Source organism: Mesorhizobium sp. WSM4312, from assembly GCF_002294875.1.
Classification (GTDB): Bacteria; Pseudomonadota; Alphaproteobacteria; order Rhizobiales; family Rhizobiaceae; genus Mesorhizobium.
This window is the reverse complement of the sequence record NZ_NSFU01000009.1, coordinates 178,944-200,617: the sequence shown is the minus strand read 5'-3', so window position 1 is coordinate 200,617 and position 21,674 is coordinate 178,944. Positions and strand designations below refer to the sequence as shown.

The 21,674-nt window shown below is 64.6% G+C and carries 16 protein-coding genes; 7 read left to right on the top strand and 9 right to left on the bottom strand.

All coding sequences use genetic code 11. The annotated features are described in order from the left end of the window. The first annotated feature begins 156 nt into the window (after window positions 1–156). Entirely contained in the window at window positions 157–1,230 is a 1,074-nt protein-coding gene (locus CK228_RS16955) for a D-alanine:D-lactate ligase-like protein (RefSeq protein ID WP_095788591.1), read from the top strand. A gap of 2 nt (window positions 1,231–1,232) precedes the next feature. Here CK228_RS16955 and CK228_RS16950 read toward each other — a convergent pair whose 3' ends face one another. Beyond that, window positions 1,233–1,769, bottom strand: a complete 537-nt coding sequence (locus tag CK228_RS16950) for an autotransporter (protein WP_095788590.1) — start codon at window positions 1,767–1,769, stop codon at window positions 1,233–1,235. Window positions 1,770–1,851: 82 nt separating this feature from the next. On the opposite strand from CK228_RS16950, the gene CK228_RS16945 reads away from it, so the two are divergent. Next, the gene (locus tag CK228_RS16945) at window positions 1,852–2,598 is read left to right on the top strand and encodes a GntR family transcriptional regulator (protein ID WP_095788589.1); all 747 of its coding nucleotides are present in this window, start codon (window positions 1,852–1,854) and stop codon (window positions 2,596–2,598) included. A 22-nt stretch (window positions 2,599–2,620) separates the two neighbouring features. On the opposite strand, the gene CK228_RS16940 is transcribed toward CK228_RS16945, so the two are convergent. From CK228_RS16940 to dnaK, 6 genes are all read right to left on the bottom strand, one after another. Then, window positions 2,621–2,908, bottom strand: a complete 288-nt coding sequence (locus CK228_RS16940) for a DUF1330 domain-containing protein (RefSeq protein ID WP_095773354.1) — start codon at window positions 2,906–2,908, stop codon at window positions 2,621–2,623. A 15-nt stretch (window positions 2,909–2,923) separates the two neighbouring features. Next, complete coding sequence (gene pyrF / locus CK228_RS16935) at window positions 2,924–3,637, bottom strand: orotidine-5'-phosphate decarboxylase (RefSeq protein WP_179295957.1); 714 nt, start codon at window positions 3,635–3,637, stop codon at window positions 2,924–2,926. An 11-nt stretch (window positions 3,638–3,648) separates the two neighbouring features. Then, window positions 3,649–4,245 carry an NADPH-dependent FMN reductase gene (locus CK228_RS16930; RefSeq protein ID WP_095788588.1) on the bottom strand — a complete coding sequence of 199 codons (597 nt, stop codon included), beginning with the start codon at window positions 4,243–4,245 and terminating at the stop codon, window positions 3,649–3,651. A 153-nt stretch (window positions 4,246–4,398) separates the two neighbouring features. Further along, window positions 4,399–5,004, bottom strand: a complete 606-nt coding sequence (gene pmtA, locus CK228_RS16925; protein WP_095788587.1) for a phospholipid N-methyltransferase PmtA — start codon at window positions 5,002–5,004, stop codon at window positions 4,399–4,401. Window positions 5,005–5,155: 151 nt separating this feature from the next. Continuing rightward, on the bottom strand, window positions 5,156–6,286 hold the full coding sequence (dnaJ, locus tag CK228_RS16920; protein WP_095788586.1) for a molecular chaperone DnaJ: 1,131 nt from the start codon (window positions 6,284–6,286) through the stop codon (window positions 5,156–5,158). Between the two features lie 223 nt (window positions 6,287–6,509). Beyond that, a complete protein-coding gene (gene dnaK, locus CK228_RS16915) occupies window positions 6,510–8,426 on the bottom strand; it encodes a molecular chaperone DnaK (RefSeq protein ID WP_010912682.1) in 1,917 nt (638 codons plus the stop codon). 212 nt (window positions 8,427–8,638) lie between these two features. On the opposite strand from dnaK, the gene CK228_RS16910 reads away from it, so the two are divergent. The 5 genes from CK228_RS16910 to CK228_RS16890 all read left to right on the top strand — a co-directional run bounded on the left by CK228_RS16910 (window position 8,639) and on the right by CK228_RS16890 (window position 18,403). After that, window positions 8,639–10,876: a hypothetical protein gene (locus tag CK228_RS16910; RefSeq protein WP_095788585.1), complete on the top strand. Its 2,238-nt coding sequence runs from the start codon at window positions 8,639–8,641 to the stop codon at window positions 10,874–10,876. 10 nt (window positions 10,877–10,886) lie between these two features. Then, on the top strand, window positions 10,887–14,744 hold the full coding sequence (locus tag CK228_RS16905) for a hypothetical protein (RefSeq protein ID WP_095788584.1): 3,858 nt from the start codon (window positions 10,887–10,889) through the stop codon (window positions 14,742–14,744). Between the two features lie 189 nt (window positions 14,745–14,933). After that, window positions 14,934–15,611 (top strand): ribulose-phosphate 3-epimerase, encoded by a 678-nt coding sequence (gene rpe / locus CK228_RS16900; RefSeq protein ID WP_019862369.1) that lies wholly within the window; start codon window positions 14,934–14,936, stop codon window positions 15,609–15,611. 354 nt (window positions 15,612–15,965) lie between these two features. Beyond that, window positions 15,966–16,709: a GntR family transcriptional regulator gene (locus tag CK228_RS16895; RefSeq protein ID WP_095773348.1), complete on the top strand. Its 744-nt coding sequence runs from the start codon at window positions 15,966–15,968 to the stop codon at window positions 16,707–16,709. Between the two features lie 179 nt (window positions 16,710–16,888). Next, window positions 16,889–18,403 carry a malonyl-CoA synthase gene (locus tag CK228_RS16890; protein ID WP_095788583.1) on the top strand — a complete coding sequence of 505 codons (1,515 nt, stop codon included), beginning with the start codon at window positions 16,889–16,891 and terminating at the stop codon, window positions 18,401–18,403. A gap of 19 nt (window positions 18,404–18,422) precedes the next feature. Here the strand turns inward: CK228_RS16890 and CK228_RS16885 are convergent, their stop codons facing one another. Together CK228_RS16885 and CK228_RS16880 are read right to left on the bottom strand one after the other, a co-directional pair. Next, a complete protein-coding gene (locus CK228_RS16885; protein ID WP_095788582.1) occupies window positions 18,423–20,480 on the bottom strand; it encodes an ABC transporter ATP-binding protein/permease in 2,058 nt (685 codons plus the stop codon). Between the two features lie 75 nt (window positions 20,481–20,555). Continuing rightward, window positions 20,556–21,668, bottom strand: coding sequence for an NAD(P)/FAD-dependent oxidoreductase (locus CK228_RS16880; protein WP_095788581.1), 1,113 nt, complete (start codon window positions 21,666–21,668; stop codon window positions 20,556–20,558). Window positions 21,669–21,674: the final 6 nt, after the last annotated feature.

Genomic DNA, 21,674 nt, shown 5'->3' with positions numbered 1-21,674 from the left:
CCCGCGGCAGGTAATTGTTTTCGCCGGGCGTTGTCACGCAACCGCCCGGTACGGTCGGTTTCGCGAAAGCCGATGGCAGGCGCTGTGTGATGGTAATGCAATGTCGTTTCGACGCGACGCGCTCCAAGCCATCGCACCGCTGGAATCCGCCCCATCATGTCAAAGCATAAGCCGAAGCTGATCCTTGTCTACGAGCCGGAGAAGGCTTGTTTCGATCGTCTGATCGCCGACGGCTTCCCATCGCAGCGCGCCACCGAGATCTCATCCTACCTCGCGCAGTCGACGGACATCGCCCCCGAATTTGCCGCACTCGCCGCCGCCTGCGAGGCGCGGGGTCTCGCCTTTGCGCCGGTGGCGCTCGACGATGCCGCCGAGGCGCTGGAGGGTGCGGATGCGCAGAGCACGCTGGTCTGGACATTGTCCGACGGCGTCGCCTATTTCCGTGGCGGCGCGGCTCCCGCACTGGCCCGGCTCAAGGGGTTGCGGACGATCGGCGCCGATGATTCGCTGTTCGCGCTCTGCCAGGACAAGTTCCGCTCCGGTGCCGTGCTTGGCGCGCTCGGCCTGCCGGCGCCGCAGGCTGGCCTTGCCCGTGATGGCAAATGGCTGGTCGAGCCGCCGGCCTCCGCCGCCGGCTGGTTCGTCAAGCCCAACCGGCTTGGCGCCAAGATCGGCATCTGGCCGGATTCACGTGTGGCTGATCTCGGCCACGCGCTGGAGCTTAGCCGGCGGGTCTTCGCCGCCTATCGCGACGATGTCGTCGTCCAGCCCTATGTCGCCGGCCGCAATGTGCGCGCCAGCTTTCTCGCACTGACGCCGCAAACCGGTGTCGAGGCGCTCGGCGTCGCCTTTGTCGATTCCGGCGCGGATTTCCAGACCATGGCGGACAGTATGGCGCTCTACGGCGAAACCGGCGAGGCGGCGAAGGCGGCAGGATTTTATGCCGAACCAGAGCTCGTCGCCGTCGCCGATGTCCAGCCGGTCGCCGACGCCAGGATCAGAGCGATCGCCGGGCGGCTGATCGGCGGGCTCGGCCTGCGCGACGTGTTTTCCATCGACCTGCGCGTCGAGGCCGACGACACGGTTCACCTGATCGAATTCGAGGTCTGCCCCGGCCTTCCCTGCTTCGATTTCCGCACCTACTGCCGCCGGCAATGGGGCCTGGAGCTTGCCGAGGCCATGGCCGAGACGGCGGCAAGCCGATTTATCGGCGAGCGCCGCGGCGGCTAGGCCTATATCGGCCGTGCGCCGGCCATGTACCTGGCGTTGTCGAACGGTTCCGGCCGGTTGTCGGCCAGGCTCCACAATTGGCGGTCGGTGCCGGGCAGATCGCCGAGATAGACATGCAGGGCTCCGGACCGGGCACTGCCGGTATTGGCGACCGAGTGAATGGTGCTGGAAGACATGTGCAGCAGCGCGGGCGCCGAAAAATCCTGCCGCTCAGGCTCGTCGACCTTTTGGCCGGCGAGCGGGTAGATGAAATTGGTCTCGCCGCCCCAATAGATGCCGATCAGGGCGTCCATCAGATGGTTATGTGGCGGATACTGCACCCCGGGCGAGAGCGTGATGTGATAGATCGTCAGCTGCGGGCTGGCATGCAGCAAAAGCTCGTCGTCCTCCTCCTCGTGAGCCAGTCCGCCGCGCGCATGGAAGCGGTTGGTATAGTCGCTCAGCACGGCCTTGACGTCCTCGAAGGGATTGGCGCCAGCCGCCGCGTTGACGATATCCCTGATCGCGGGGTAGAGAGGGGAGTCGGCCAATAGCGGCATGCCACAGCTCCTGACTGAGATGCTCAGCGAGCATAACTAAGATGGCCAATGCGCGTCAAGGCCGACGCGAAGCGAGAGAAGCATGGGGCCGACCAAAACCACGCCATCGAAATCGGCCGCGTCCCCGGACGGGACGCCGGCGCTGTCGACGGCCGATGTGCTGCGCAGCGAACAGGCCTACGAACAGCTGAAGAGCGACATCGTCGCCTGCGTCCTGTCGCCCGGTGAAGCCTTGACCGAAAAACAGATCGAGGCGCGCTACGGCATCAAGAAGGCGACGATCCGCTCCGCACTTGCCCGACTCATGCAGGAAGGGCTGGTCAGGAGCGAGCCGCGTCGCGGCTATGTCATCACCACGCTGACCCTGCGCGATGTCAACGAGATCTTCGACGTGCGCGGCCTGGTCGAGCCGGAAGTGTTCCGGGTTGCCACCACGGGCATTACCGAGCGCGGGCTGGACGAGATCAGGCTGGCGGCGAGAAAGGTGCTGAAGCCGGAGACGCTGCGCAGCCCCGTTGCGTTCCTCGCGGCCGACCGTGCCTTCCGGCTGGCGATTGCCGAGCTTTCCGAGAATTTGCGGCTGGTACAGCTGCTCAGCCAGATCCTCGACCAGTCGGAACGGGCGCTCCATCTCGGCTTCAAGTCGCGCGATTTCATGCCGCTGATCATCGAACAGCAGAGGCAATTGCTGCAGGCATGCGAAAAGAGCGACGTTCCCGGCATCGTGAAACTTGCCCGCTCGCAGTGCCTTGCCCTCAAGCACCAGCTGGTCGGGGCGCTGCTTGGCGGGGCCAAGCTGCGGGACGTGAACCTCCAGGACTTCGTCTGAAGCCTGTGGGCCGCGATAGGCTTCAGGCCCCTTCGACCAGCACGATCTCACCGTCGGCGACCTTCTGCCGAATGGCCACCGCGCGCTGATATTCCGGCGAGTGGTAGCAGTCATGCGCGATCGCAAGCGATTCGAATTCGATGATCACGTTGCGGGCGCGGCCAGGCCCTTCGGCCAGCTCATGGGCTCCGCCGCGCGCCAGGAATTTCGCGCCAAAACGGTCGAAGGCGAGCTTCGAAGCGGCGATATAGGCCTTGTAGCCTTCGGCATCGCGTACATCGACGCGGGCGATCCAGTATCCCTTCGGCATTGTTCTCTCCCTTGTCTACGCAGAGCGCATTTCGTCGAGGATCGCCTGCGCTGCCGCGCGGCGGTCGTTTGCCGCGACGATCGGGCGGCCCACCACAAGATGGCTGGCGCCGTTGCGGACTGCTTGCGCCGGCGTCACCACGCGTTTCTGGTCACCATGGTCGCTGCCGGCCGGCCGGATGCCGGGCGTCACCACCGCCATGTCGGGGCCGACGATGCGGCGCACCGCTTCTGCCTCCGCCGCCGAGCAGACGATGCCGCCCATGCCGGCATGCAGCGCCTGTTCCGAGCGCCTCAGCACCAGCGTGTGCGGGTCATATTCGTAGCCGACATCGATCATGTCCTGCTCGTCCATCGAGGTCAGCACGCTGACGGCGAGCAGGCAAAGGTCGCTGCCCCTGGCCGCTTCCACCGCTGCATGCATCGCCTTGGGATAGGCATGGATGGTCAGCATGGTCATGCCCATCTTGACGATGTTCTCGACGCCCTTGGCCACCGTATGGTCGATGTCGAGCAGCTTCATGTCGAGGAAGATCTTGGTTCCGCCGCTCGCCAGTTCCCTGGCGAAGTCGAGCCCGCCGGCGAAGGCCAGCTGATAGCCGATCTTGTAGAAGGAGACGACGCCGTCGAGTTCGCGCACCGCCTGCTCGGCTTCCCGCACGGTCGGCACGTCGAGGCCGACGATCAGTCTTTCCTGGATGGACTGGGCCCGGATGGATTTGGCCTGCATGGTCGTGGCGGTCACGCCTCGATCCGGGTCGACAGCATGCGCGAGGTTTCGATCAGCGTGCGGCATAAATGCTCCATCGATTTGTACAGTCTTTCGTCACGGAAATTGCCGCCTTCGTCGAAGGCATCGCCGCCGTCCGGCACCGAGCATTCCGGTGTCACCACCTCCATCTGGCAGCGTACCAGCACGGCGCGCAGATGGTTGATGCAGCGTATGCCGGCAAAACGGCCGTTGGAGGACGAGCACAGCCCGGCGACCTTGCCGGCAAGCGGCCTCACCGATCGGCCGCCATCGCGGCGCACCCGGCTCACCCAGTCGATCGTGTTCTTGAGCAGCGGCGGGATCGAGCCGTTATATTCGGGCGTGGCGATCAGCAATCCGTCATGGGCTGATATCAGACGGCCGAGTCTGGCGGCGTTTTCGGGAACGCCTTTTTCCTTCTCGAGATCCTCGTCGAGGATCGGCAAGGGATAATCGGCGAGCGAAATGCGGGTCACCTCGGCGCCTTGCACCGCAAGTTCCTTCTGCGCCACATCGGCGGTCCTGCCGCTATAGGCGCCGCTGCGCACCGAGCCGGCGAAGACGAGGATTTTCGGGATCACTGCCATTGGCCACCCTTGTTCCCGGACAGGTACAGCCAGAGGCAGCTCAAATCAACGGCTGGGTCGGTGAATAGGGGAGTAAGGCGGTAAGGCAGTAGGTCAGCAGGCAACAGTCCGGAAATTGAATCGTCATTTCCTACTCCCTTACTCCCCTCTCACTTAATGCGCTTCGCGGCGGTAGATCCACAGCTGCGTCGGCGGGATGTTGCGGAAGATGAAATCGAAATGCTTGACCGTATAGTCGCCGCGACCGGCCGGGATTGGCGACATCGGGCCATAGGTCAGCTGCACGATCGGACGGCCCGCCGGAATGCGGTCGAGCAGGCTCTCTATATAGGCGATGCGCTGGGCGACCGGGAAATTAAGCAGCGGCACGCCGGACACGACGGAATCGAAAATCATCCCGCTCCTCTCGCCAAGCGTGGCGTTGAGGTTGAAGGCGTCGCCCTCGATGACGTTGACGCCGGGATAGAGCTGGCGCAGATGGCGCACGAAATCCGTGCTGTATTCGACGGCATAGAGATTTTCGGGCCGCACGCCCTGGGCGAGGATGGCACGGGTAATGACACCGGTGCCGGGACCGACCTCAAGCACCGGCAGGCCGGACCTGGGGTTGACGATCGAGGCCATCTTGCGCGCGGTGATCGAACTGGTCGGCACGATCGAACCGACCGTCTTCGGCTTGTCGATCCAGCCCTTGAAGAATTTGAGTTCGTCGTCGAACTTCTCGGCAAGCGCCTTCCGCAGTCCGTGACCACGTGTCATGCAAGCTCTCCTCAAGGCTCCCCCGCAAAGCTACTTAACACCTGGTTGACGCAAGGCAAGGCGTTGCGAGACGCATGTCGTGGATAAGATAGATTTCGTCGCGTCTCAAAACACGGCGCGTTTCATCGATTCCCGCGCCGTTCTTGCACCATCAACGTTCGCTGAAGGATTCGAAGAAATCCTTCATGCGGGCGAAAAACCCGCTCGATTGGGGCGAATTGTCCTGCGAGGACAGCTGCTCGAACTCCTCCAGCAACTCGCGCTGGCGGCGCGACAGGTTCTGCGGCGTCTCGACAGCGGTCTGGATATAGAGGTCGCCGACATTGGGCTGGCGCAGCACCGGCATGCCCTTGCCCTTGAGGCGGAACTGGCGGCCGTTCTGCGTGCCTTCGGGCACTTTCACCTTGGTCTGGGTTCCGTCCAGCGTCGTCACCTCGAAGGAGCCGCCAAGGGCCGCCGTCGTCATCGAGATCGGCACCTTGCAATAGAGATCGGCACCATCGCGCTGGAAGAATTCATGCGGCTTCACCGCCAGGAAAATATAGAGATCGCCCGAGGGCCCGCCGCGCAGGCCGGCCTCGCCCTCATTGGCAAGGCGGATGCGGGTGCCGTCCTCGATGCCGGCCGGAATGTTGACCGACAGCGAACGCTCCTCGGTGACGCGGCCCTGGCCGGCGCATTTCGGGCACGGATCCTTGATCGTCTGGCCGCGGCCCTGGCATTGCGGGCAGGTGCGCTCGATCGAGAAGAAGCCTTGCGTCGCCCGCACCTTGCCATGGCCATGGCACATCGAGCAGGTCACCGGCTGGGTGCCGGGCTTGGCGCCGCTGCCGGAGCATTCCGAGCACGAGATCGAGGCCGGCACCCGGATCTGCGCGGTCTTTCCCGCGAAAGCCTCTTCGAGCGAGATTTCCATGTTGTAGCGCAGGTCGGCGCCGCGCTCGCGGCCGCCCGACGAGCGGCGCTGGCGCCCACCCATCATGTCGCCGAAAATATCCTCGAAGATGTCGGCGAAACCGCCGGCGCCAAAGCCCTGCGCCCCGCCATTCATGCCGCCCTGTTCGAAGGCGGCGTGGCCGAAACGGTCATAGGCCGCGCGTTTCTGCGGGTCTTTCAGCGTCTCGTAGGCTTCGTTGATTTCCTTGAACTTGTGCTCGCAGGAGTGATCGCCGGGGTTGCGGTCAGGATGGAACTGCATGGCGAGCTTGCGGAAAGCGCTCTTGAGCTCCTTCTCGTCGGCGCCCTTTTGTACGCCCAGCGTTTCGTAGAAATCAGCTTTCATTTTTTCCCGCTGTCCGGATGCTCAACGTCTTGATGCATTGTTGCGTCGTTTGCCGGCACGTCGCCTCGATTTAGGAGCGGTGCTGCCCCGATGCTAGGGCCGGCGCGAACTTGTCCGTGGTTTTCAGTGATTTTTTCGGCAGGCCCCGCACTTTTTTCAGCGAGGGTTGCAAAAAAGCCCGGCTTTACGCCGGGCTTTCCGCTTTATCTTGCCGTCAAGCGGCTCAGGCCGACTTCTTCTTGTCGTCGTCCTCGTCGATTTCCTCGAAATCGGCATCGACCACGTCGGAGTCCTTGGCGGCATCCGCCTTGGCGTCGGCTTCCGCCGCTTCCTTCTGCGAGGCCTCGTACATGGCCTGGCCGAGCTTCATCGAAGCTTCGGCGAGCGCCTGGCTCTTGGCCTCGATGTCGGCCGCGTCGTCGCCCTCGGCGGCGGTCTTCAGTGCCGCGATGGCATCGGAAATCGCCGTGCGCTCGGCTTCCGAGACCTTGTCGCCATATTCCTTCAGCGACTTCTCGGACGAATGCACCAGCGCCTCGGCCTGGTTGCGGGCCTCGACCACGGCGCGCCGCTTCTTGTCGGTCTCGGCATTGGCTTCGGCGTCCTTCACCATCTTCTCGATGTCGGCGTCCGAAAGGCCACCCGAGGCCTGGATGCGGATCTGGTGCTCCTTGCCGGTGCCCTTGTCCTTGGCCGAAACGTTGACGATGCCGTTGGCGTCGATGTCGAAGGTGACCTCGATCTGCGGCACGCCGCGCGGCGCCGGCGGAATGCCGACCAGGTCGAACTGGCCGAGCGCCTTGTTGTCGGCGGCCATTTCACGCTCGCCCTGGAAGACGCGGATGGTCACGGCCGACTGCGAATCTTCAGCGGTCGAGAACACCTGGCTCTTCTTGGTCGGGATCGTCGTGTTGCGCTCGATCAGCCGGGTGAACACGCCGCCCAGCGTCTCGATGCCGAGCGACAGCGGCGTCACGTCGAGCAACAGCACGTCCTTGACGTCGCCCTGCAGCACGCCGGCCTGGATGGCGGCGCCGAGAGCAACGACCTCATCCGGGTTGACGCCCTTGTGCGGCTCCTTGCCGAAGAACTGCTTCACGATCTCCTGGATCTTGGGCATGCGGGTCATGCCGCCGACCAGGACCACTTCGTCGATCTCGCCAGCCTTCAGGCCGGCATCCTTGAGTGCTGCCTTGCACGGGTCGATGGTGCGCTGGACGAGATCCTCGACCAGGCTTTCGAACTTGGCGCGCGTCAGCTTCAGCGTCAGGTGCTTGGGCCCGGTCGCGTCGGCGGTGATGAAGGGCAGGTTGATTTCGGTCTGCGTGGTGGACGACAGCTCGATCTTGGCCTTTTCAGCCGCCTCCTTGAGGCGCTGCAAGGCGAGCTTGTCGTTCTTCAGGTCGATGCCCTGTTCCTTCTTGAACTCGGCCGCCAGATACTCGACCAGGCGCATGTCGAAATCCTCGCCGCCGAGGAAGGTGTCGCCATTGGTCGACTTCACCTCGAACACGCCGTCGCCGATTTCGAGCACCGAAATGTCGAACGTGCCGCCGCCAAGGTCATAGACGGCAATGGTCTTGCCATCCTTCTTGTCGAGGCCGTAGGCGAGCGCGGCGGCCGTCGGCTCGTTGATGATGCGCAGCACTTCGAGGCCGGCGATCTTGCCGGCGTCCTTGGTGGCCTGGCGCTGGGCATCGTTGAAATAGGCCGGAACGGTGATGACCGCCTTCTCGACCTTCTCGCCGAGATAGGCTTCCGCCGTTTCCTTCATCTTCTGCAGGATCATGGCCGAGATCTGGCTGGGCGACTGCTTCTTGCCGCCGGCTTCGACCCAGGCATCGCCATTGTCGCCCTTGACGATCTTGTAGGGGACAAGCTTCTTGTCCTTTTCCGTCACCGGATCGTCATAGCGGCGGCCGATCAGGCGCTTGACCGCGAAGATGGTGTTTTCAGGATTGGTGACCGCCTGGCGCTTGGCCGGCTGGCCGACCAGACGTTCGCCGTCGCCCGAGATGGCGACGATGGAAGGCGTCGTGCGCGCGCCTTCCGCATTCTCGATAACCTTGGGCTCCTTGCCATCCATGATGGCGATGCAGGAATTGGTGGTTCCGAGATCGATACCGATTACTTTTGCCATTTTTCTAGTCTCTCCGCTAAGCAGGCTTTCAGGACCCGTGAAGGCGTTCCGACGAAAGCCCCTGTTCACAAGAAATCCCGTCCGGCCACCGGAGTTCCGGCGTCGGACGGCTTGGCGCGTATATAAGAACACGCGACAGCGGGCGCAAGCATTCTGCGCAAGGCTTCCATGAACCTTTCCACCTCCGTCCGCGACAGAGGTCAAGGTGCCGCATGGTGCGGCCCGGAAAGGAAGCCCCCATGACCAGCAACCCAGAGACTCCCAGGTCTCCGGGAACAACAGGAACTCGGCGCGACCACCGCCTTCGGGACGGGGTCGATGCGCTGGGCTTCCTGCTGATTCCGTTGACCCTGCGTAAGAGCAGGCGTATCGTGACAATGAGGAAAGCAGACAATTCGAGCAGGGAAGAACGAGCCGGACCGCCGCGCCTTGCCCTGGTTCGCGCGGCACAGCCGGAGGCTCCTCCCGCAGACTTCGGGGGGAGTTCCATGTCTTGCGATCACGGCCCGTTCGTGCCTTCTCGCGCCAGCCGTTTGCACCGCCTGATCAAGGCAACCGGCGGACTTCTTGCGATTGCCCTGACCGCCGGCCTTTGGCTTGGCGGCGTCGCCCGGGCGCAGGACACCCAGGTCATCTATCCCGGCTCGATGGCGGTCACCGGATTTTCCGGCACCGTCATTCCGAACTTCGACGAAGGCCTGCCGCCCGGCGTCGATCCGGTCGACGAAACCTTCATCGACACCACGCGCGTCACCTTGCGCGTTTTCGACGTTTCGCATCTCGGCGGGCCGGCCTCGGGCCAGCTCGTCTTCACGCCGCCGCCCTTCGAGGTGACGGCCGGCCAGATCGGCCAGGTTTTCGGCCTCACCTATGATGACGGCGTGCGCGGCGGGGTTCCGTCGGGCGTTCCCAATCTTTACGCCGCCGCAACCTCGCTGCACGGCATCCGCATCGTCACGCCGGACGCCGACAGTGACGGCAGGCCGGAGCGGCAGCGCCGCGGCACGGCAGGCGCCACTTTCATGGATGGCCAGTTCGGCACCGAAAACGGCGGCGGCCCGGGCACCATCTGGAAGATCGACGGCATCACCGGCCAGGTCGCCAAATTCGCCGACATCGACACCGACAGCGGTCCCGGCATCGGCAATCTCACCTTCGATCCCAACCACCGCCAGTTCTTCGCCTCGGATCTCGACACCGGCCTGATCCATCGCATCGACGCCACCGGCAGATTGATCGACACGTTCGATCATGGCGTCGCCGGGCGCCCGGCGCATGGCCTGGCTCCCGTCGCCGACGATGCCGCGGTGATGGACATTCAGGGTGCCGCCTTCGACACGGAAGACCCCGAGACCTGGGGCTACACCCAGGACGAGCGCCGCGTTTGGGCCGTCTCCTACCATGGCGGCCGGCTCTACTATTCGGTCGGCGAAAAGTCGGAAATCTGGTCGGTGGGCATTGCCCGCGACGGCGGCTTTGCCGGCGACCCGCGCTGGGAACTGACGGTCAAGGCCGACAAGGACTACGCCGTCACCGATATCGCCTTCGACAACAGCGGCTTCATGTATCTCGCCCAGCGCGGCCCGGTCGAAAACCGCTATGATTACAGCCAGTTCGCCGATTCCGGCAAAGGCGAGGTCATCCGCTACTGGCACGAGAATCCGGACGATCCGGCAACGGAATCGGTCTGGGTGGAAGTGCCGCAGGAATATGCGGTCGGCTTCCCGCAAGGCAACCGGCAGTCGGCCGGCGGCCTCGACCTGCAATATGGCTATGACGCCGACGGCGATCTCGACACCTCGGTGTGCACGCAGACGCTGGTCAACACCGGCGACAAATTGCGCGACAATCCGACGCTTGCCGAGCAGCTCTCAGCCGGCGGGCCGCTCGCCGTGCATGGCGTGCAGATCACGCCCAAGGACCTGGTCAAGCCGGCCAACGTGCCGCCCTTCGGTTCCTGGTTCGTCGATTTCGACGGCTATTTCGAAGATCCCGAGGTGGAAGGCCATGTCGGCGACGTCGCCGTCTGGCACCCCTGCGAGGGCCGCGCCGGCTATTATGAAGAAATCCCGGGCGGCTATCTGCCACCCTTCTACCCGCCGGACTTCCCACCGCCCGGCAACCTGCCTCCCTGTCTCGATGTCGAGGACGTCCAGTATTACTGCACGCCTTCGGGCCTCGAGGCCGATCTCTATCTCCATGACCATGCCGGCTTCGGCGGCGATTCGATCAAGGCCCAGTCCAGGACGCCAGGCGTCGCGGTGACCTCACCCATGTCGCATGCGCCCGGCACGCCTTACACGATCGGCATCACCGGCCACTATCCGGGTGACAGAGTGGATGTTGGACTATGCTTCTACAGGAAGTCCGACAAGGACAAGGGTGGCTACTACCCTTGCTGCAAGATGACCTTGCCGCTCCGCACCCCAGCCGTCAGCTGCGAACGTTGAGGAGGGGAAGATGAACAATCTCGCACTCTCCCCGTTCGCGCAAAACCACTCAACCGTCATGGAGACGATCATGAAACCCCTGTCATATGCCAGGCGCGGCGCGCGCTGGCTGATGGCGGCCGGTATCGCGGTCGCCATGCTCACCCCGGTGCACGGCTTCGCTGAAGACCTTGCTCCGGCCGGTCAACTCGAAACCGTCAGTCCGGAGCCACGGCTCGAACTCGACAATCCCCGGGTGATCAATCCGGAGCCCGGCCGGATCGTGCCCTTCTTCACCAAGAAAGGCGGCCAGCGAAGCTGCGACTATGTCGAATATTTCCTGAGCTTCGGCCTGCGCGGCGATCCGAAAGGCTTCGACAATCCGAGCCTCGCGGCCTTGCTGAAAGCCGCAAGGATCGACTTCAAGGACCAGCTGCCGCACGGACTGTCGATCGTCAACGTGCAGGTCGCCGGCGACGGCACGGACGCTTCTGGCGGACCGCTGCCGGCGGCCGTCATCAGCAATTCGGCCGGACCCGACGATACCGCCGATGTTTCCGATTTCCGGATTTCCGCCTCCGACCTCGACGGGTCAGGCGCCGTGAACGAACGCATCATCACCTTCCGGATCACCGCCAAGATAGACCATGCGGCGTTTCCTGCGCCGACGACGGTCGACAACCAGGGCCAGATCAGAGTGAGCCTGAGGGGCGGCCCGGCGACCGTCATCCCGTCGCAGGATCCGGGCAAGCCGGACGACGGCGACTATAAGACCGGTGTGAAGACCTCGATCAAGATCGACGTCACCAAATGCAACCCGCCGCCGCCACCTCCCGGCAAGGAATGCTTCAAGGTGGAACGCGGCACCGTCGATTGCGTGCCCGGCGGCGGTGCCTTCATCTACCACATGCCGGTCGGCCCGGAGATGGGCGGCAAATGGGTGCAGGTTTCGACGACGACGCCCGGCATCACCATCATCCCTGACACCCAGCTGGTGCCTCCAGGCGGCGGCGTGCTGAACTGGAAGATCGTCGGCGCATCGCCCGGCGACGTCATCCACCTCATCGTCACCGGCATCGAGACCTATGCCGGGCCGAAGGAAGGCTGGGGCCTGTGCTGCACGCAGACCATCGACATCGTCATCCCGCGCGACGTCAGATGCCCGCCTGAAAAGCAGCCGGACCTCAAGGTCGAGAAACGCGCCGACGTGCCACGTTGCACGATGGCCGGCGGCTGTGACTTCACCATCCGGGTCACCAATGTCGGCACCGCACCCTACAACGGCAAGATCGTGCTCGACGAGGTGACGCTGCCGGCCGGCTCGACGCTGAGTTCGGGGCCCAATCCGCCCTGGGTCTGCGTGCCCGGCACCACCCCGATGACGTGCACCTATCCGGTGACCACGCTCAACCCGGGGGCCTTTGTCGACCTCAAGCTCGGCTTCAAGCCGGCCGGGGGCTGGCAAGGCAGTGCACTGCGCAACTGCGCGACCTACAACTATGCCGCCAGCGGCAAGCCGTTGTTCGGCAGCCAGTCGAACGACCGTGGCTGCGCCTCGATCCCGATCTGCCGCCGTGGCGATCGTGACCGTGACTGCCAGCCGCCGGTCCAGAAGAAGGTCGACCTGATCCTGAAGAAGCGGGCCCGTACCGAAATCTGCACGCCGGACGGCGTCTGCACCTTCGTGATCGACATCATCAACAACGGAACATCGACCTATAACGGGCCGTTGACGGTGATCGACAACTATCCCGGCGGCGCGCCGAGCTCCTCGACCTTCGGGCCGAGCCCGCCCTGGACATGCGGTCCGAACGGCCCCGGCCAGTTCCGCTGCGACAATGCCGGCATCTCGCTGCCCGCGGGCGCCTCGACGCCGATCTTCGTCAAGGCGGTCATGCCGGCCGGCTACCAGTCGGATACGGTCGAGAACTGCGCCGCGGTGAAGGCCATTCCCGGTGAGGTCGACCTCACCAACAACAAGGCCTGCGCCAAGGAACGCATCCGTCGTCCCAATGGCGGCAAGCCTGGCCTGCGCATCACCAAGGTGTGCAACGGTTCGCTGGCCGGTGCCGCGGTCGTCTCTTGCCGCGTCACCGTCTCCAACGCCGGCACGGCCGCCCCCACCGGCCCGGTGCGGGTCAACGATGCCGCCACGCTGGTGTCGGGCGGCGCGCCCGCCCAGGTCCAGACCGTCACCCCCGACGGCGCGGAATGGGCGTGCGGACCGGTTCCGGCCAACACGCTGTCGTGCCAGATTCCCGGCGCCGTCATGACGCCCGGAACCAGCAGGCACTTCGACGTCACCGTCTCGGCCAATGGCGAGTTCGAGAACTGCGCGCGCGGCTCCTATGGTCCTGCGCCTGGCGACGACATCGTCTATCCGATCGGCCAGGCCTGCGCCAAGGGTGGCGGCTCCTCGACCATCCGTGTCGAGAAGACCGGCGACCGCGAATGCCGGCTCGGCCGGCCCTGCTCGTTCGACATCACCATCACCAATGACGGGACGAGTCCCTTCTCCGGTCCGGTTCGCATCGGCGATGCGATCGGCGTGGAGGGTCTCGGCCGGCTGGACGGCGTTGCGATCACCTCGATCGACCCGCCCTTCGGCTGCTCGCCCGAACCGGCGACCCTGCCTCTGTCCTGTATTGCCAACTTGACGCTCGGCGCCGGCGAGAGCCAGTCGCATCACGTCACCGTGGTCATTCCCGACGACGGGCGTCTGGCCAATTTGCAAGGCAACGTCAATGGCCAGAACTGCGTTGGCGTCCTGTCTCCCGATACACGGGTGCAGGGCGGCGGCGATGTGCTGTCCAAGGATGCGGCCAATGTGCTGGGCGATCGCGGCAAGGCCTATGCGTGCCATCCCTTCAACATCACCCATGAGGTGAAGAAGGAATGCTCGCCGGGCTTCGTCATGAACGATGCCGGCCGCTGCGTCTGCCCGGAAGGCACCACCTTCCGCAACGGCCAGTGCACCGGCGGCGGCACCAACATTCTGCCGACGCCACCGCCGAAGCGCTGCGTGCTGCTCGAAGGCCAGATCCGCACCGAGGACGGGCGCTGCATCTGCCCGCGCGGCACGGCGCTGGAGAACGGCAAGTGCGTCAGGACCGACAGGCCCGAACAGTGCACCATCCGCGGCCAGATCCACAATGCCGATGGCGATTGTGTCTGCCCGCAAGGGACCGAGGTGCGCAACGGCGCCTGCCGCCCGGTGCGGCCAAAGCCTGAGGAGTGCCGCATCCCCGGCCAGATCCGCAATGGCGATGGCGACTGCGTCTGCCCGCAAGGGACCGAGGTGCGCAACGGCGCCTGCCGTCCGGTGCGGCCGAAGCCTGAGCAGTGCCGCATCCCCGGACAGATCCGCAATGGCGATGGCGATTGCGTCTGTCCACAGGGCACCGAGGTGCGCAATGGGGCCTGCCGGCCGGTCCGGCCGAAGCCCGAGCAGTGCGCTATCCGCGGCCAGGTGCACGATGCCAATGGCGATTGCGTCTGCCCGCGTGGGACCGAGGTGATCGACGGCGCGTGCCGGCGCAAGCAGCCGCAACTGGAGCAATGCGACATACGCGGCCAGGTCCACAACAAGCGCGGCGAGTGTGTCTGTCCGCGCGGCACCGAGGTGATCGACGGCGCATGCCGCAGGCCCAGGCAGCAGACGGAGTGCGCGCCGGGCACGCAGATGATCAATGGCCAGTGCCAGCCGATCTTCAAGCGGCGCTGCCCGGAAGGCACGATTGGACGGTATCCGAACTGCCGGCCTATCCGGGGACAACCATCGCTGGAGATCAACCCGGGACTGCTGCTGCAGCAGGTGCTGCCACGGCGTCAGCCGCAGGTCGACCAGCAGCAGGATCCAAACAGAACCCTGAAGCTCCAGCAGCAGTAACCAAGCTGTTCGACACCAGACCAGAAACCCGCCGGAGCGATCCGGCGGGTTCTTTTTTGATCCTTGGCAATCCTGCCGCGCCATACGCTGCAGGCGGCGCCCGTACCTGCGCCCTCGACAAGTCATCTGGAGCGCATTAGGCAGTCGGTTCACAGCCCGATGAAAAAGGACGCTTGGAAAGGCCGCAGGATGAGCAGAAAGACCTTGATCGCACCGTCGGTGCTGGCTTCGGACTTTTCGAGGCTCGGCGACGAGGTCGAAGCCGTCGCGGCGGCAGGCGCCGACTGGATCCATCTCGATGTCATGGATGGCCATTTCGTCCCCAACATCACCTTCGGCCCGCCCGTCATCAAGGCGATCCGCAACCGCACCAAGGCCTTCTTCGACTGCCATCTGATGATTGCGCCGGCCGATCCCTACCTGGCCGCCTTCGCCGAGGCCGGCTGCGACGGCATGACCGTGCATGCCGAGGCCGGACCGCATCTCGACCGCTCGCTGCAGACCATCAGGAATCTCGGCAAGAAGGCTGGTGTTTCGCTCAATCCGGCGACGCCGGAAACGATGATCGAATATGTGCTCGACCGGCTCGACCTGATCCTGATCATGACCGTCAATCCGGGTTTTGGCGGCCAGGCCTTCATCCCGGGGATCGTCGACAAGGTGAGAAGGGTCAAGGCGCTGATCGGCGACCGGCCGATCCGCATCGAGATCGACGGCGGCGTTTCGCCCGAAACAGCCCCCCTGGTCACGGCAGCCGGCGCCGATGTGCTGGTGGCGGGCGCGGCCATCTTCAAGGGCGGCAGCGTCGAAGCCTACCGCGCCAACATCGAGGCGATCAGGACAGCGGCCGACAAGGCCGCCGGCTAAGGATTCGTGCGGGCCGCCTTGTGCATCCATGCGCCGAGTGTCGAGCCCGGACAGGGGCTGATTCGGCCGCCCGGTTCGGCATCTTTGCGCGCGGCAGAAAAGACGCTCGCACGAGCACACGAAGAACAGATGATTCTGCGTGCATACGAAACACGTTAAGTTTCCGCTGGTTGTGGAGATGAGCGAGTTTGCCCGACCCGCCAGCGGTCTGGGGTATATTTCTTTGTGCTAAAGTACAATAACGCGATCTTCTGCTTGAGCGCCCGACGGCAGAGGCTGTATAATACATGTACGGAGAGGGACGTTTTTTCGGACTCGAATTGCCCAGGCCAGAAATTGGGACGAGGAGTCGCTTTGACGTACGGAGCTGCCAATCTGAACGACGACGGCACAGGATCCAAAAGCACGCTTGCCAGCACCGTCTATCATCAACTGCGGGAGGATCTGCTCAGCGGCGCTCTTGAAACCGAAAGCAAGCTGCGGGTCGAGTGGGTTGTTTCCAAATATGGCGCCGGCGCTTCCCCGGTTCGCGAAGCTCTCAATCGTCTTGCCTCCGAAGGACTTCTTGGTCGCCACGACCAGCGTGGCTTTTTCATCATGCCGGTCAGTGCGGCGGAGCTCGAGGAGCTGACGCGCACCCGCTGCTGGCTCGAGGAGCGGGCGCTGCGCGAATCCATCGACCATCGCACCGCCGAATGGGAGGAACAGCTGGTGCTGGCGCTGCATCGCCTGGGCCGCGCCTCGCGTCTTTCGCTGCAAAATGCCACGTCGCTCGATTCCGATTGGGAGAAACTGCACCGCACCTTCCATCGGGTGCTGATTTCGGCCTGCCGGTCGCACTGGCTGGTGGGTTTCTGCGATCAGCTTTCCGATCACGCCTACCGCTACCGGCAAATGGCCAATGACGGCGAAAGCATCCCGCGCGACGATTTCGCCGAACACCGGCTGATCGCCGAATGCGCACTGGACGGCAATGCCGACGGCGCGGTCAAGGCCTTGATCGAGCACTACCAGCTGACCGCTTCCATATGCATGGAGCGTTTCAAGCAAGGCGAAGTCTCAAAGGTCGCCGCCTCGGCCGCACGCGCCCGGCCGTAACGATCTTTTCCCTTGGCGCCTTGTCGCGATCCTTAGCCACCTTTCGGCGGAGGTGACGTGCTGGACCGCCGTTTGCGGCCTTGACGGCATGGCCGGGAAACGCGAACTCTTCGCCGCCGACTCATGTCGCCCCAGAGGCACTGCCGGCGTCGCCATTGCCGTCACCGCAGGAAGACTTCATGAGCAATCATCTGTTCGACGCGTTCCGGTCCCGGATGCCGGCGCCCGGGCATCTGTTGATGGAAACCGATGACGGGCGCGCGCTCGGCTATGGCGACATGCTGGCGCGGTCGGCGCAGCTCGCGCATGCGCTCCTGCAGTTGGATGTCGAGCCCGGCGACCGGGTCGCCGTGCAGGTCGAGAAGAGCCCGGAAGCGCTGCTGCTCTATCTCGCCTGCGTGCGCGCCGGCGCCGTCTTCCTGCCGCTCAACACCGCCTACACGCTGACCGAGCTCGACTATTTCTTCTCGGATGCAGCGCCGCGCGTCATCGTCTGCGATCCGGCAAAGGCGGCCGATATCGGCCGCATGGTCGAGCCATCCGGCGCCGTCGTCGTCACGCTCGACCGCTATGGCCGGGGATCGCTGGCGGACCAGGCCTCGCATCTGCCGTCGGATTTTCACGATGTGGTGCGCGGGCCGGATGATCTCGCGGCAATCCTCTACACGTCGGGAACGACAGGCCGCTCGAAAGGCGCCATGCTCAGCCACGAAAACCTGGCCTCGAATGCGCGGGTGCTGGTCGAGCAATGGCGCTTCACATCGGGCGATGTGCTGATCCACGCTTTGCCGATCTTCCACACCCATGGCCTGTTCGTCGCCACCAATGTCGTCCTGATGGCGGGCGCCTCGATGCTGTTCGAACAGAAATTCGATCCGGCCCGCATCGTCGCGCTGCTGCCGCGCGCCACCGCGCTGATGGGCGTGCCGACCTTCTATGTGCGGCTGCTGCAGCAGGATGGACTGGACCGACAGGCGACGAAGACCATCCGGCTGTTCGTATCCGGTTCGGCGCCGCTGCTGGCCGACACGCACAAGGCCTGGCGCGAACGCACCGGCCACGCCATCCTCGAACGCTACGGCATGACCGAGACCAACATGAACACCTCGAACCCCTATGAGGGCGAACGGCGCGCCGGCTCGGTCGGCTTCCCCTTGCCTGGCGTGTCGCTGCGCATCGCCGACCCGGACAGCGGCAAGCCGCTGGCCCAAGGCGAGGTCGGCATGATCGAGGTCAAGGGTCCGAACGTTTTTGGCGGCTACTGGCGCATGCCGGAAAAGACCAAGGCGGAATTCCGCGCCGACGGTTTCTTCATCACCGGCGATCTCGGCATGATCGACACCGACGGCTATGTCCATATCGTCGGCCGTGGCAAGGACCTGATCATTTCGGGCGGCTTCAACATCTATCCGAAGGAACTGGAAAGCGAGATCGACGCGCTTGACGGCGTGAGCGAGAGCGCCGTCATCGGCGTCGCCCATCCGGATTTCGGCGAAGGCGTCACCGCGGTCGTCGTGCGGGCGCCGGGGGCGGCGATCAGCGGAGCCGAAATCCTCGGCGCCATCGCCGAGCGCCTGGCCAGGTACAAGCACCCGAAGCAGGTGATCTTCGTCGACGAATTGCCGCGCAACACGATGGGCAAGGTCCAGAAGAATCTTCTGCGCGACGCCTACAAGGATCTCTACACATCCTAGGTAGCGGGGGGACTCCCCGTTACTTCGTCTTACGCGGCTTTTCGGTCCTCGTGCTGGAGCCCCACAAGGCGCGCTGAAATAGGCCGCGTTTGCGGTTGCGCGGCACGAGGTCGATATCCCCGACCAGTTTCGCGCCGCCCTTGCGCCGCTCCAGCGTGATCTTGCGGGTGTGGAACGCTTCCAGTTCGGCGCGATGCGCCACGCTGACGATGGTCACCTCAGGCAGTTCGCGGATCACCGTTTGCATCATCTGGTCCTGGCTCTTTTCGTCCAGCGCCGACGTCGCCTCGTCCAGCACGACGATGTCGGGGCGATGCAGCAAAAGGCGCGCGAAGGCGACACGCTGTTTTTCGCCGCCCGACAGCGTCTGGTCCCAGGGCGCTTCCTCCTTGATCCGGTCGGCGAGGTAGCCGAGGCCGACCTTGTCGAGGGCGGCCTTGATCTGGTCGAGCTTCCACTTGTTGGGGGCCGCTGGGTAGGCGACCACCCGGCGCAGTGTGCCCGAAGGGACGTAGGGCCGCTGCGGCAGCATGAACAACCGCTTGTCGGGATGGAAATCGACGCTGCCGCTTCCCCACGGCCACAGGCCGGCGAGCGCCCGCACCAGCGTTGACTTGCCCGAGCCGGATTCGCCTGAAACCAGCACCCGTTCGCCCGATTCGACGGCGACCTCCGTCTCCTTGACCACAGACGTGCCGTCGTCGAGCGTCACGCAGAGCTCGTTGAGGGAAAGCATCGTATCGCCCTTGGTCTCGCCGTGCTGGATGCGCCCGAGCTCGTCGCTCTGCTCGGCGCGCTCCAGCCCATCGAGCGACATCATCAGCGAGGCGATGCGGCGCGCGGAGGCGTTCCAGTCGGCGAGGCGCGGATAATTGTCGACCAGCCAGCCGAAAGCGCCCTGCACGATGGCGAAGGCGGAGGCCGCCTGCATGACCTGGCCGAGCGACATCGAGCCTTCAAGGAACTTTGGAGCACAGAGCAAGACCGGCACGACGGGTGCGAATAGGCTCGAGCCCTGCGAGACCAGGGCCGTGCGCATATGCTGGCCGGTCAGTTGCGCCCATCGCTTCAGCACGCCGCCGAAGGTCCTGTCGATGCCGCTGCGTTCCTCCTCCTCGCCGCCGAGCAAGGCGATGCTCTCGCCGTTTTCGCGCACGCGCGTCAGCACGTAGCGGAATTCGGCTTCCGTCTGGTTCTTCTCTTCGGACAGCCGCACGAAATCGCGGCCGATGACGAACATCGAGGTGGAGGTGATCGCGGCATAGATCACCGCCGTGACGACGAGGAAGCCGGGCACGGTGAAGGTCGAGCCTCCCAGGGTGAAGCTCAAGGCCCCGCCAATCGTCCACAGCACCACGATGAAGGTCGACGCCGACAGGGTGGCAACGATCACGCCGGCGACGAAATCGACCGGCGCCTCGGTGGCGACGCGCAGATCTTCCGAGAGGCGGGCCTCGGGGTTCTGGTGGTCGCCCTGCACGAGATTCAGCTGGTAATAGCGGCCGTTGGCGAGCCAACGCGCTATAACCGAGGCGGTCAGCCAGGAGCGCCAGCGGCGCTGCATGGTCATGCGCAGATAGACCTGCGCGACGACAAGGCTGATGCTGCCAAGCACGACAGGCACGAACACCGCGCTCAGGAAATAGACGGTGTGGGCGTCGCGCTTCTCGATGGCGTCGAAGATCGAGCGGTTCCAGACGTTGATCCCGTACTGGAAGCCGAGATTGACGACGATCAGGACCAGCAGTCCGACCGTCAACGGCCAGCCGAGCTTGTCGCCGTGCCGTCCCCAATAGCCGCGTCCGCTGATCCAGAATCGCTTCAGCAGGTACTTCTTGCGCGCCTCCTCTGCCTGCTTGGGCGTCAGTTCGGGATCGGGTTCGACGGCTTCCGGCGGCGGAGCTTCGCCGGCAGTCCCGGACGCGGCCGCTTCGACGGTCGACATCCTCTTGTTGCGTGGCTTCTTTTCGCGCGGCTCCTCGGCGCGCGAGCGATCGTCACGCTGCCGTCGCGGCTTGGGGGCGCCGCGCGGTTTGATGCCGTCGGCCGGTCTGGATCTGGGTTTCGCCTCGGACATACGCCCCGACAACGAGCTCGAAATCAAAAGGTTTCATGATGGCCGCTTGAGATGACAAATTCCTGACCGCGCCCGTTATCGCGGGTGCAGCAGTTCGACGACATGGTCGGCGATGGCCAGGCTTGCCGTCAGGCCGGGGCTCTCAATGCCGAACAGATTGACGATCCGCCCGGCGCCATGATCGGCCGGACCCTGGATGATGAAATCGGCGGCAGGCTGGCCGGGGCCAGACAATTTCGGCCTGACGCCGGCATAGGCCGGTAGCAGGGCGCCCTCGGCAAGGTCGGGCCAATAGCGCCGGATCGCTTCGTAGAAGACGGCGCTTCGGCCGGGGTCGACCGTATAATCCACACGGTCGATCCATTCGACATCGGGCCCGAAGCGCGCACCGCCGCCAAGGTCGAGCGTCAGATGGACGCCGAGGCCGCCGTCGACCGGAACCGGATAGATCAGCCGCGAAAAAGGCGAGCGGCCGGGAAGCGCGAAATAATTCCCGCGCGCCGGCCACTGCCGGGGGATGAAATCCTCGGGGAAACCGTCGATCCGGGCGGCCAGGGCCTGAGCCTCGAGGCCCGCGGCATTGATGAAGGCAGCCGCTTCCAGGGCGAAGGTCTCGCCATTGGCATCGCGCGTGTCGATCCGGATCCCGCCGGTCCCGATCGTCGCCCCGGCAACGGTGGTCAGGAAAGCCAAGGACGCACCGGCGGCTTCGGCCTCGCCGCGCAGCGACAGCATCAGCGCATGGCTGTCGACAATGCCCGTCGATGGCGACAGGAGCGCGCCCGCGCATATCAGTGCCGGTTCCAGGTTTTCGGCTTCGTCACGCGTCAGGAATTGCAGGTCGTCGACCCCGCAGCATCGCGCATTGGCCTCGATCTTCCGCAATCCGTCGGTCTGGCTTGGCTCGCTGGCGACGATCAGCTTGCCGGTACGCTTATGGGCGATGTCGTGCTCGGCGCAGTAGGCGTAGAGACGCCGGCGCCCTTCGACGCAGAGCCGGGCCTTCAGGCTTCCCGGCGCATAATGGAGCCCGGCATGGATGACTTCGGAATTGCGTGAACTGGTGACGGTGCCGATCGCATCCGCCTGCTCGACCACCACCACCTCGCGGCCCGACACGGCAAGCGCCCTGGCGATGGCAAGCCCGACGACGCCTGCTCCGGCGACGACACAATCGATTGTCTGCATGGCCCG

Bases quoted from the DNA above. Each gene is read 5' to 3' on its own strand.
- CK228_RS16905 (WP_095788584.1), top strand. From the start codon at position 10,887: ATGAACAATCTCGCACTCTCCCCGTTCGCGCAAAACCACTCAACCGTC.
- CK228_RS16880 (WP_095788581.1), bottom strand. From the start codon at position 21,668: ATGCAGACAATCGATTGTGTCGTCGCCGGAGCAGGCGTCGTCGGGCTT.
- dnaK (WP_010912682.1), bottom strand. From the start codon at position 8,426: ATGGCAAAAGTAATCGGTATCGATCTCGGAACCACCAATTCCTGCATC.
- CK228_RS16945 (WP_095788589.1), top strand. From the start codon at position 1,852: ATGGGGCCGACCAAAACCACGCCATCGAAATCGGCCGCGTCCCCGGAC.
- rpe (WP_019862369.1), top strand. From the start codon at position 14,934: ATGAGCAGAAAGACCTTGATCGCACCGTCGGTGCTGGCTTCGGACTTT.
- dnaJ (WP_095788586.1), bottom strand. From the start codon at position 6,286: ATGAAAGCTGATTTCTACGAAACGCTGGGCGTACAAAAGGGCGCCGAC.
- CK228_RS16890 (WP_095788583.1), top strand. From the start codon at position 16,889: ATGAGCAATCATCTGTTCGACGCGTTCCGGTCCCGGATGCCGGCGCCC.
- CK228_RS16955 (WP_095788591.1), top strand. From the start codon at position 157: ATGTCAAAGCATAAGCCGAAGCTGATCCTTGTCTACGAGCCGGAGAAG.
- CK228_RS16930 (WP_095788588.1), bottom strand. From the start codon at position 4,245: ATGGCAGTGATCCCGAAAATCCTCGTCTTCGCCGGCTCGGTGCGCAGC.
- CK228_RS16885 (WP_095788582.1), bottom strand. From the start codon at position 20,480: ATGTCCGAGGCGAAACCCAGATCCAGACCGGCCGACGGCATCAAACCG.
- CK228_RS16940 (WP_095773354.1), bottom strand. From the start codon at position 2,908: ATGCCGAAGGGATACTGGATCGCCCGCGTCGATGTACGCGATGCCGAA.
- CK228_RS16950 (WP_095788590.1), bottom strand. From the start codon at position 1,769: ATGCCGCTATTGGCCGACTCCCCTCTCTACCCCGCGATCAGGGATATC.
- pyrF (WP_179295957.1), bottom strand. From the start codon at position 3,637: ATGCAGGCCAAATCCATCCGGGCCCAGTCCATCCAGGAAAGACTGATC.
- CK228_RS16910 (WP_095788585.1), top strand. From the start codon at position 8,639: ATGGTGCGGCCCGGAAAGGAAGCCCCCATGACCAGCAACCCAGAGACT.
- pmtA (WP_095788587.1), bottom strand. From the start codon at position 5,004: ATGACACGTGGTCACGGACTGCGGAAGGCGCTTGCCGAGAAGTTCGAC.